Origin of the sequence: Campylobacter sp. RM9333, assembly GCF_020137705.1 — a bacterium.
Lineage (GTDB): Bacteria > Campylobacterota > Campylobacteria > Campylobacterales > Campylobacteraceae > Campylobacter_E.
The window spans coordinates 1-9,688 of record NZ_JACGAY010000037.1 but is presented as its reverse complement, the minus strand read 5'-3'; the positions used below and the strand labels follow the sequence as shown (position 1 = coordinate 9,688).

General features: G+C 26.1%; 12 protein-coding genes. 9 read left to right on the top strand and 3 right to left on the bottom strand.

Annotated features, from left to right (window positions below; genetic code table 11):
• A partial coding sequence (locus AVBRAN9333_RS09310; protein ID WP_336609897.1) for a hypothetical protein occupies positions 1 to 565 on the top strand: 565 nt, incomplete at its 5' end.
• A 37-nt stretch (positions 566 to 602) separates the two neighbouring features.
• On the top strand, positions 603 to 998 hold the full coding sequence (locus tag AVBRAN9333_RS09305; protein WP_214142534.1) for a hypothetical protein: 396 nt from the start codon (positions 603 to 605) through the stop codon (positions 996 to 998).
• Positions 999 to 1,050: 52 nt separating this feature from the next.
• Here the strand turns inward: AVBRAN9333_RS09305 and AVBRAN9333_RS09300 are convergent, their stop codons facing one another.
• Entirely contained in the window at positions 1,051 to 1,554 is a 504-nt protein-coding gene (locus tag AVBRAN9333_RS09300; protein ID WP_214120606.1) for a hypothetical protein, read from the bottom strand.
• A 180-nt stretch (positions 1,555 to 1,734) separates the two neighbouring features.
• Between AVBRAN9333_RS09300 and AVBRAN9333_RS09295 the strand changes: the two genes are divergently transcribed.
• The 4 genes from AVBRAN9333_RS09295 (at position 1,735) to AVBRAN9333_RS09280 (ending at position 5,973) form a co-directional block, all read left to right on the top strand.
• Positions 1,735 to 2,412 (top strand): hypothetical protein, encoded by a 678-nt coding sequence (locus AVBRAN9333_RS09295; protein WP_239803333.1) that lies wholly within the window; start codon positions 1,735 to 1,737, stop codon positions 2,410 to 2,412.
• Positions 2,413 to 2,557: 145 nt separating this feature from the next.
• Positions 2,558 to 4,012, top strand: coding sequence for a SulP family inorganic anion transporter (locus AVBRAN9333_RS09290; RefSeq protein ID WP_239803334.1), 1,455 nt, complete (start codon positions 2,558 to 2,560; stop codon positions 4,010 to 4,012).
• Between the two features lie 104 nt (positions 4,013 to 4,116).
• Complete coding sequence (locus tag AVBRAN9333_RS09285) at positions 4,117 to 4,839, top strand: hypothetical protein (protein WP_214117432.1); 723 nt, start codon at positions 4,117 to 4,119, stop codon at positions 4,837 to 4,839.
• 330 nt (positions 4,840 to 5,169) lie between these two features.
• Positions 5,170 to 5,973: a Fic family protein gene (locus AVBRAN9333_RS09280; protein WP_214150483.1), complete on the top strand. Its 804-nt coding sequence runs from the start codon at positions 5,170 to 5,172 to the stop codon at positions 5,971 to 5,973.
• A gap of 131 nt (positions 5,974 to 6,104) precedes the next feature.
• On the opposite strand, the gene tpx is transcribed toward AVBRAN9333_RS09280, so the two are convergent.
• Positions 6,105 to 6,581, bottom strand: a complete 477-nt coding sequence (gene tpx / locus AVBRAN9333_RS09275; RefSeq protein ID WP_214117430.1) for a thiol peroxidase — start codon at positions 6,579 to 6,581, stop codon at positions 6,105 to 6,107.
• Between the two features lie 197 nt (positions 6,582 to 6,778).
• Between tpx and AVBRAN9333_RS09270 the strand changes: the two genes are divergently transcribed.
• Positions 6,779 to 7,381, top strand: a complete 603-nt coding sequence (locus tag AVBRAN9333_RS09270) for a hypothetical protein (protein WP_214150484.1) — start codon at positions 6,779 to 6,781, stop codon at positions 7,379 to 7,381.
• On the opposite strand, the gene truA is transcribed toward AVBRAN9333_RS09270, so the two are convergent.
• Complete coding sequence (truA, locus tag AVBRAN9333_RS09265) at positions 7,378 to 8,109, bottom strand: tRNA pseudouridine(38-40) synthase TruA (protein ID WP_336609896.1); 732 nt, start codon at positions 8,107 to 8,109, stop codon at positions 7,378 to 7,380. The two genes, AVBRAN9333_RS09270 and truA, sit on opposite strands and share 4 nt — an antisense overlap.
• Before the next feature lie 104 nt (positions 8,110 to 8,213).
• Between truA and AVBRAN9333_RS09260 the strand changes: the two genes are divergently transcribed.
• Entirely contained in the window at positions 8,214 to 9,569 is a 1,356-nt protein-coding gene (locus AVBRAN9333_RS09260) for a sodium-dependent transporter (RefSeq protein ID WP_214120249.1), read from the top strand.
• 2 nt (positions 9,570 to 9,571) lie between these two features.
• A partial coding sequence (locus AVBRAN9333_RS09255; RefSeq protein WP_336609898.1) for a hypothetical protein occupies positions 9,572 to 9,688 on the top strand: 117 nt, incomplete at its 3' end.

The window sequence follows — 9,688 nt, the reverse complement described above, 5'->3', positions numbered from 1 at the left end:
TAATAAATTTTTAGAAGTTAGCCAAAATGCAGTGCTTAGTAAAGAAGAGATGTTAAACTCAAGGCTAGGAGTAAGGCTTGATGGCGAGATAAATGAATATAATTTATTGCAAATTACTAGCGTAGAACTTAATGCTAAAGGAGATGATATTAGCGATGAAATGTATGAAGCTCATAATACTATTTCAAAGGATTTAAGTGATACTATTTTAAAGGATAAAAATAAAGATGGTTCATTAACACTAGATGAACTTATGTTAAATGAGAGTAAAGAAAAATATTTAGAAGAATTAGAAAATCTATATAAATACACTGAAAAAAATCAAATTGATAAAAAGCCTAAAATAGATTTAAAGCTAAAAGAATACGCTATTAATGAAGAAAACAATCACATAAGAAAACTAAAGCAAGATATAAAATTATTTAAAAACTCAAATTCTTTAAAAATAAATGAAGATAAAGAAAAAGAATTAAAAGACAAAAATAATTTAGAAGAATTTTGCGAGTTTAGTATAAAGCTAATTGATGAGCTAAAAGCTTATAAATTACTAGATTTAAAAGCTTAGAAATGTCTTTAAAATGCTAAAAACAATACTTTATATAATGATTTTTTTAATATTTTTTATTGTTGGTTTTTTAGTTTTTTTAAGTTACGGCAAAGCTGATAGTAATATCATAAATATTGTTAGCTTATCAATTGATAAAATAGAAGAAAAACTTATTAAAAATAATTATTGTAATTCTAAAGAAGATTGTATTAGTAGAACTTATATTTTATACGATTCGTCTTTTAATAATATTCATTTAAATATTTATAACAATGTAGATAGAACTACAAGCAATGAAATTTGTAATATGATGAAAAATATAAAAACACAAAATAAGCATATAGATTTTTATCTTGAGTTTTTTGAGTATTCTAAAGATGAGTATTATCAAGGATATAACAACAACAATCAAGCAATAAAACAAAAAGCATTTTATAAGTGTAAATATTAATAAGATTTAAAAGGAAAGGACTTTTTAAGCCATTTCCTTGATAATTTTAGAATTATTTATTTAAAAAAGTTTTTAAACTATTATATCTTTCACAACCCACATTAGATTGAGCATCACAAGCTTTTTTGTAATAACTTAAAGCTTTTTGTGGATTTGTTTCTAAACCATAATTTTTACCATCCTTTAAAACCAATCCATCTCCTGCTACAACGCAAAATTTGTTATGAGATGATTCGTTTTTTACTATTATATTTGGTAATTCGCATAATTTACTTATAGCTTTTTGAGCATCAATATAGGCTTCTTTAATATCAATTAATTGTTCTTTCACTAATTTTACATTAGCAATAGCTGTCATTAAACAACCACTAAAATTATCTTTAGCACATAAATCTTTTGAGTATTGATAACAAGCTTTCAAATCTTCTTTGCAGTATTCATCAAGCTCAAAAGCACAATTTGATTGGTCTTGATTTTTACAAGCTTTATCAATATTACTAATATCAACAGCAAATAAGCCTGAAATTAAAGCTAAACTTAATAATATCTTTTTCATAAACTCTCCTTAAAAATAATTTGAATTATATTGATTTATGAATTAATTTCTAATTAAATAATTACTATTGAATGAATTAAAATATTAAATATTTAAATCTACTTAATACTTATTATTTGTTTATTTAAATAAGGAACACATTTTGCTCTTGTTTAATTATTATAAATTAAAGGAGAGCAAATGTTAATAAATGATAGGATTGTTCTTAGTTCTTTTACTAAGACAAATAACTTAAATGATAATAAAAAAGCTTCATTTGAAGAAGCCTTACAAGCTCAAAGTAAAGCAGCAAGTAATATAAATGATGAGCTAATTAATAAGTGTATATCAAATGCTGAAGATGATTTTGCTTGGATGCACTATGGAAATTGTTTATTTTTTCCCACAGAATGGCATACTCCTAGAAAAGATAAAGAATTAGATAGCGAGTATTTAAATAGAATTCCTAAAGAAGATGTAGGGGTAATGATGTTTTTAGAAGCTTGTGGGATAGTTGAGACTAAAAAACTAGAATCAGTTAAAAATAATTTAGATTATGAAGGTTTAAAAGTAGCAGAAGAAATCATAGAGAACTATCAAATCACACCTGATTTGGAGTTAAAAATAATTGAATTTGCTAAAAAATCATCAAAAGAATTTATGAATAAATTTGATTTACCATCAGGTAGCGTAGGGCTTGACCACCCTAAATTACAAGCTATTTTTAAAAAACATGGAATTTCAATGGATGAATTTGTAGATAAAGAAAAATTAATGCAACAAAGCTTTAAATTTGATTTTGATAAAGAAAAAGATAAATTATTAGATGAATTAATGAAAATTAGTGATAACTCTAAGGCAAGATTAGGAATTAGCTAATTCCTAGTTAGCTTTAATGATATAAAGTTAAAAATAACTTTTAATCTTAATTGATACTAAAAATTGTTTAATTAATATTATTACTTTAAATAACATAACTTTGTTACACTCCATTTTATTTATATTAACTTTTTAAGGACAAACATTGCAAAAAAAATATTTATTTAATCTTAACAATATTACAAAAGAAGCTTTAGCAGGGCTTGTAGTAGGCTTTGCGATAATTCCTGAAGCAATAGCTTTTAGTCTAATTGCAGGAGTTAATCCTAAGGTAGGAATATATGCTAGTATTTGCATACTTTTAGTAACTGCATTTGCGGGTGGAAGACCTGCTTTAATCTCGGCTGCAACGGGTGCAATGGCTTTGCTTATGATTGATTTAGTTAAAGGCTATGGGCTTGAATATTTAATGGTAGCGGGGATTTTAGCAGGGATTTTTCAAATTCTTTTTGGTGTTTTAAAAATAGCTAGATTTATGAGTTTTATCCCACGCTCGGTTATGGTTGGCTTTGTTAATGCTTTGGCGATTTTAATTTTTATGGCTCAACTTGATGAAATTTTTAAATCAAACTTACTTGGTTTAGTGATAATGTGCGTTGCTTTAGGCATAATCTATCTATTTCCATTACTTCCTAAAATCGGCAAAATTATTCCAAGCTCATTGGTAGCGATTATAATACTTACTATTATTAGTATAAATGCTGGATTTGATGTTAGAATGATTAAGGATTTAGGTGAATTGCCAAGTGAATTACCACATTTTTTAATACCTAATGTTCCATTAAATATACAAACTTTACAAATTATTTTACCTTATTCATTAAGCCTTGCAGTAGTTGGGATAATGGAAAGTCTTATGACTTCTAATGTATTAGATGAATTAACCGCTACAAAAAGCAATAAAAATCGTGAATGTATAGGGCAAGGTTTAGCAAATATTAGCACGGGATTTTTTGGTGGAATGGCAGGTTGTGGAATGATTGGTCAATCTATGATAAATGTAAAATCAGGTGCAAGGACTAGACTTTCTACATTTTTAGCAGGGGTATATTTATGCTTGATTATATTATTTTGTGCTGATTTTGTGAATTATATTCCTATGGGAGTATTAGTTGGTATTATGATAATGGTTTCTATAAGCACATTTGATTTTATATCTATTAGGCAATTAAAATCATTTCCATTTTCAGCAAATGCTGTAATGATTGCTACCGTTATTGCTACTATTTTGACACATAATCTTGCTATAGGTGTATTAATTGGGGTTTTATTAGAAGCTTTATTTTTTGCAAATAAAGTTTCGTATTTTTTAAATTGCAAAAAAACTTTAAATGGTGATATTAGAGTTTATAAATTCTACGGGCAAATATTTTTTAGAAGTGCTGATAAATTTTATAGTGAATTTGATTTTAATGAAAATTGTAAAAATGTATTAATTGATGTTAGCAACGCACATTTTTGGGATATTAGTGCTATTTATATGCTTGATAAGATAAAAGATAGATTTCAAGAAAAAGGTGCATTAGTAACACTAAAAGGCGTTAATTTTGCTAGTTCTTATATGATAAAAAAATTTAGTGTTAAAGATAATATTGATTAATTTGTTTTAATTCTTAAACAAATCATATAAATTTTTACAATATTAAGTATTTTTTAAGAATGGGGGGGGGTATTATTTTCTTTTTTATCAAAAAAGGAGAATGAATGAAGAAATTATTGTTTTCAACACTTTGTTTAGGTGCTTTAGGTGTAGCTGCTAATGCGGGAACTTATTCTGGTATTAATTTTGGCTTTTTATCTACTTCAAAAACAATGTTTATTATCAATAATAAAGAATATTTAGGCAATAATAATTGGGATATTAATGGCTATATTAGAACTTATAAAGAGCACGAAAGAGATTCTGAATTTGTTTGGAGTTTTGAGGCTAATTATTTTTGGAATAATTATAAAGATAGATTTGATGACTTAATTCCAATTATAAGAAATAATCAATTTGATTTTAGTGTTTTGATTGGTTATGGAATGTATGTTAATGATGAATATGAAGATGAGCTTAGTTTGAACTTAATGGGTGGTCTTGCGTATCATAATATGGGTATTAGAGGCGGTGCTATTTATGATATTAAGGGATTAAAATTTGGTTTAAGTGCCTTATCAAAACCATTTGATACAAAAAAATATATGGTAACTCTTGATGCTTATTATAATTTTTATTTAAGTAATAATTATTTTAGAGATGTTCAAAATGAATTTGGTGTGAAAAAGAATAGAAATGCTTATGATATATCTTTAGGTATGTTGTTTAATACTACACCATCTCGTTATAGCCCTTATGTTAGCACTAAAGTGGGTGTTAAAGATAATTTATTTTCACAAAAGAATAATAACCTTTATATAAATCTTGGTTTAGGTTTTCATTTTTAATTTAACTAATAATTTATAAATTTCGTGCTTTTTGGCACGGAATTTAAATCTAAAATTCGTTTTTTTAAATTCCTTTATTATTCACTTTAATTTTAAAGGAATTTAAAATATGAATTATAAAAATATAAAAAATTAAAAAAACCTTTTTTAAGACAAATGAAATTCTTAGTCAAATTATCTTTTTTAGTGATTAATTTTGAATTTGTATATTTTATAAATTACTTTAGAGAAAAAAGGCTTAAATTGTAAAGGTCATTTAAGAAGTTATATATCGCTTTATAAAATTAACAATACAAAAAATTATTGTAAAATAAGAAAAAAGGATAAAAAATGGTAGCTCAATATACGGAAATACAAAATAAAGAAAATATAAATAAAGATTATATTGAAATAGGCATTGGGCTTAGCTTGGTTGATAATCTTAAACCATCTGAATATTTTAAACAAACTTTAACAACAGCAAAAACATATCAAGAATTAGAAATTAGCATTAAAACATATTATCAAAATAAAAAACTTGATATTCAACAAATATGTGAAAAAGAATGCGATTTGGTATCTATAAATATTGCTAAGTTTTTAGACAATAATAGCTTTAGATTTTCTCCGATTGCTTTAAAAATTATTCATAAAAATATATTTCAAGATGCTTTTGTTCAAGGGCTTGAAAAATATGTTGGTGTTTTTAGAGATGTAAATATTGCTAAAAATGAAGATATTTTAGGGGGAGATAAAAGCGTAGAATATGTTGATTTTAATGAGATTAGCGATACTCTTGAATATGATTTTGATAAGGAAAAAAAGAAAAATTATCTTCTAATGAGTAAAGAAGAGCAAGTTTTAAATATAGCAAAATTTATAAGTGATATTTGGCAAATTCATCCATTTCGCGAAGGCAATACTAGAACAATCGCTGTTTTTGCAATCAAATATCTACAAAGCAAAGGTTTTGAAGCTAATAATGATATTTTCAAAAACAACTCAAAGTATTTTAGAGACGCATTAGTTTTGGCTAACTATGAGAATATTAAAAATAATATAAAAAGCGATTTTTCGTATTTAGAAAGTTTTTTTAATAAATTTATATTGAATAAACAAGTAGAATTAAAAAAACTACCTTACGATAAAAAATAATCATTTAATAGTAGATAAAGTATCTTTATAAAATAACAATAAGATAAAATTCAAATTAATTTGCTTGAAATTCTAAGGAATTTGAAATAGGAATTTAAATATCTAAATCCTAAGATTTAGATATTTATTAATTACGCTAGAGCTTTTTCTAAAGCGTCAAAATTAGGTAGTTCTGTAATTTCAGCACAAACTTCGCTATAAACTATTTTTCCACCTTTTTGAACAAAAACAGCTCTAGTTGTAAGTCCTTCTAAAGCACCTTCTTGTATTCTACAGCCGTAGTTTTTAACAAATTCGCCGTATCTAAAATCACTAACTGGAATTATATTTTCTAAGCCTTCAGCAGTGCAAAATCTTGCAAAAGCAAAAGGTAAATCCATACTTACAACATAAACTTTCATTCCAAGTTTGTTAGCTTTTACATTAAATTCTCTAGCTTCTTTAGCACATACACCTGTATCAATACTAGGAACGCTTACTATGATAGCGTCTTCATTTAGATTAATTACGCTTAAATCTTTACCTACTACTTTAGTATCTTTAATACTATCTCCTAGCTTAATTGCTTCACTAATTGCAACAGGGCTACCTTTAAAATTAACTTTCATAAAATCTCCTTTTTTAAAAATAAGACAAAATTATTCCTATTTTTGGTTACAAAATGATAACTCAAAATATAAGGAATTTAAAATGTGATTTAATAATACAAAAAATAATATATTTTTACTATTTTTTTTAAAAAATATAGCTGTTTATTGTCTAAAAATATTTAGTATTCATCGTTTTTTTATTTTAGGAGAAGATTATGAAAAAGATTTTATATTCTGTTTTAACTTTAGGGTTTTTAAGTTCTTATGCTAACGCTTACAATCATACGGGAATTGAGTTTGGCGTGGGAAGTGATAATGTATTAAATTCTAATATTTATTATAAAAATTATAACAATATAGATGATTTAGTATATAGTGCAAATATAAGCGTATCAAAGCAAGAGAATAAAACTTATTATGGTAAGTATAAATATAACATTTATTCATTTGGTGCTTTAGGTGGTTATGCGATTGGCTTACCTTATCAAGAATTAGATGATGCGTTAAATATATTAGCCGGAGCTTATTATTATTCAATAAAGCCAAAATATGATGGTATTTCAAGCTCTACTTTAAATGGATTTGGTATTCAAGCTGGAGTGCATTATTCTGTAAAAATTATTGATAATGTAACAGCAGGTGGAGAAATATTTTTGCATCATGATTTTAAAGATTTAAATAGCACATATATTAGTGCTGGTGTTGAGGGAATTTATGATATTAATGAGAGCTTATATGTAAATGCTAAATTAGGCTATCAAGGTAGAAGTAATTTTTCTAACTCAAATCTATTAGTTGGTATAGGATACAACTTCTAATACATTATGCTTTTAAGATAAAGTCCGCTTGGTTTTGCAAGGGTTCTTGAGTGAATTTCCTTGCAAGCTAATTGTTCTTTTAGCTCTTCTATACTTAATTTTTTTTCATTTATTTTAAGTAAAAAATCAACCATCAATCTAATCTGACCCCTTAAAAATCCATTAGCAAAAAAGTTCAAAACAACCAAATCTTTATACTTATAAATTCTAGTTTTATAAATAGTTCTAATGCTATTTTTATCATCATCAAGGCTTAAACAAAAATTAGCAAAATCATGCTCTCCTTCATATACTTTTAAAGCGTTTTTTAATAATTTTATATCAATTTCTTTTGCGTAATCACAGCAATATGCTTTATTAAAGGCGTTAAAATAAGGCGAGATTATATATCTATAGCTTCTAAGTTTTGCATCAAATCTAGGTTCAAATTCGCATTCTTTTATATGTTTTATATAAATACCATTTAGAGTATTGTTGAGTTTTTTTAATACAAAATCTTTATTTAATTTATAACTTGAACTAATTCTTGCCACATTGCAATTTGCATGCACTCCTTTATCAGTCCTACTAGCAAATATACTAGGCTTAAATACCCCAACACATTTTAAAGCATTATCAAGTGTATTTTGAACGCAAGTTAAATTTGGTTGCTTTGCTGAACCAAAAAATCTTGAACCATCATAGCTTAAGATTATTTTGTATGTAAATTCTTTAGTATTTTTACACAAATTTTTGCCTTTTTTATATATTTTTAATTTTTATTTATACAAATTTTTAAAAATTATTATAGAATGAAAGTTTTAACCTTAAAAAACCAAAAAAAGGGCTTATTTTGAATAATACATTTTCTAAAATTGGATTTATTTTAGCAGTTGCTGGTTCTGCTGTTGGACTTGGAAATGCGTGGAAATTCCCTACAATGGTAGGAACTAATGGTGGTTCAGCCTTTGTAATGCTGTTTATTTTGCTTACTTTAGGCGTTGGATTTGTTATATTTTTGTGCGAGTTATATATCGGTAAAGCATCAAGGCTAGACCCTGCTAGTGCTTATTATTTTTTAGCACCTAAGTATAAAAAACCTTGGTCTTTAGTAGGCTTTACAATGATTGGGGCTTTATTAATCGTTAGCTTTTATAGTGTGATTATTGGCTGGATAATTTATTATATTTATTATTCACTATCTACTATTTTTAATATAAATACACTTAGCACTCAAATCGCTGATAATAAAGAGCTTTTTATTAATTTAGTGGAAACTAATTTAAGTGCTTTGATAATATGTTTTAGTATAGTGTTTTTTATAGCCTTTTACACGGTGGCAAAAGGTGTTAAAAATGGTATTGAAAAGCTAAATGTATTTATGATGCCAACATTATTTATAATGCTTTTATTAATGCTTTGCTATAGCTTTACTCAAGATGGTTTTAAAGACGCTTTTAATTTCTTATTTATGCCTGATTTTAGCAAGATTAATCAAGATTCTTTCTTAGACGCTTTAGGACTTGCTTGTTTTTCTTTAAGTATTGGAGCAGGTAGCATTATTACTTATTCAGCTAGCTTACCTGAAAGAACTAATTTTGTAAGTTCAACTTTTTATATAATTTTTATAAATCTTTTAATAGGTCTTATGATGGGGCTTATTGTATTTAGTTTTATTTTTGAGTTTAATGCTGACCCTAGCGCACAAGGTCCTGGGCTTATTTTTATTTCTTTGATTTCGCTTTTTGCAAAACTTGGACTTTTAGGCAAAATATTAGCTGTTACATTTTTTATAGCTTTATTTTTTGCAGGGATTACTAGTGCGGTTTCAATGATAGAGCCTTTTGTATTTTATCTAATAAATAAATTCAATTTCTCAAGAATAAAAGCTATTGTTTTAATTGGGGTAGTTGTGTATATTTTAGGGCTTTTATGTATATTTTCAGGCATTGAAGCTTATAAAAATAATTTAACATTTTTTGGAATGAATTTCTTTGATATTTTAGACAATGTTAGCTCAAATATCATTATGCCTTTTGGCTCATTTATGGCTGCAATTTTTGTTGGGTTTTTTATTAGCAAGCAAGATTTAAAAGAAACTTTTATCCCTTATATGGGTGAACTTGGTTTTAAAATATGGATATTTTTTGCAAGATTTGTTGCACCTATTGCTGTGCTTGTTATTGTGTATTTTAAATTTAAAGGATAAAAATGAGAGAACAATTTTCTAAAATTGGCTTTATTTTAGCGATGGCAGGTTCTGCAGTTGGACTTGGAAATGCGTGGAAATTCCCTACAATGGTAGGAACTAATGGCGGTTCTATTTTT

What these genes read in the sequence shown, in the direction of transcription:
- AVBRAN9333_RS09300 (WP_214120606.1), bottom strand. Translation starts at nt 1,554, where the DNA reads ATGAAAAAGATATTATTAAGTTTAGCTTTAATTTCAGGCTTATTTGCT.
- AVBRAN9333_RS09270 (WP_214150484.1), top strand. Translation starts at nt 6,779, where the DNA reads ATGAAAAAGATTTTATATTCTGTTTTAACTTTAGGGTTTTTAAGTTCT.
- tpx (WP_214117430.1), bottom strand. Translation starts at nt 6,581, where the DNA reads ATGAAAGTTAATTTTAAAGGTAGCCCTGTTGCAATTAGTGAAGCAATT.
- AVBRAN9333_RS09305 (WP_214142534.1), top strand. Translation starts at nt 603, where the DNA reads ATGATTTTTTTAATATTTTTTATTGTTGGTTTTTTAGTTTTTTTAAGT.
- AVBRAN9333_RS09280 (WP_214150483.1), top strand. Translation starts at nt 5,170, where the DNA reads ATGGTAGCTCAATATACGGAAATACAAAATAAAGAAAATATAAATAAA.
- AVBRAN9333_RS09285 (WP_214117432.1), top strand. Translation starts at nt 4,117, where the DNA reads ATGAAGAAATTATTGTTTTCAACACTTTGTTTAGGTGCTTTAGGTGTA.
- AVBRAN9333_RS09295 (WP_239803333.1), top strand. Translation starts at nt 1,735, where the DNA reads ATGTTAATAAATGATAGGATTGTTCTTAGTTCTTTTACTAAGACAAAT.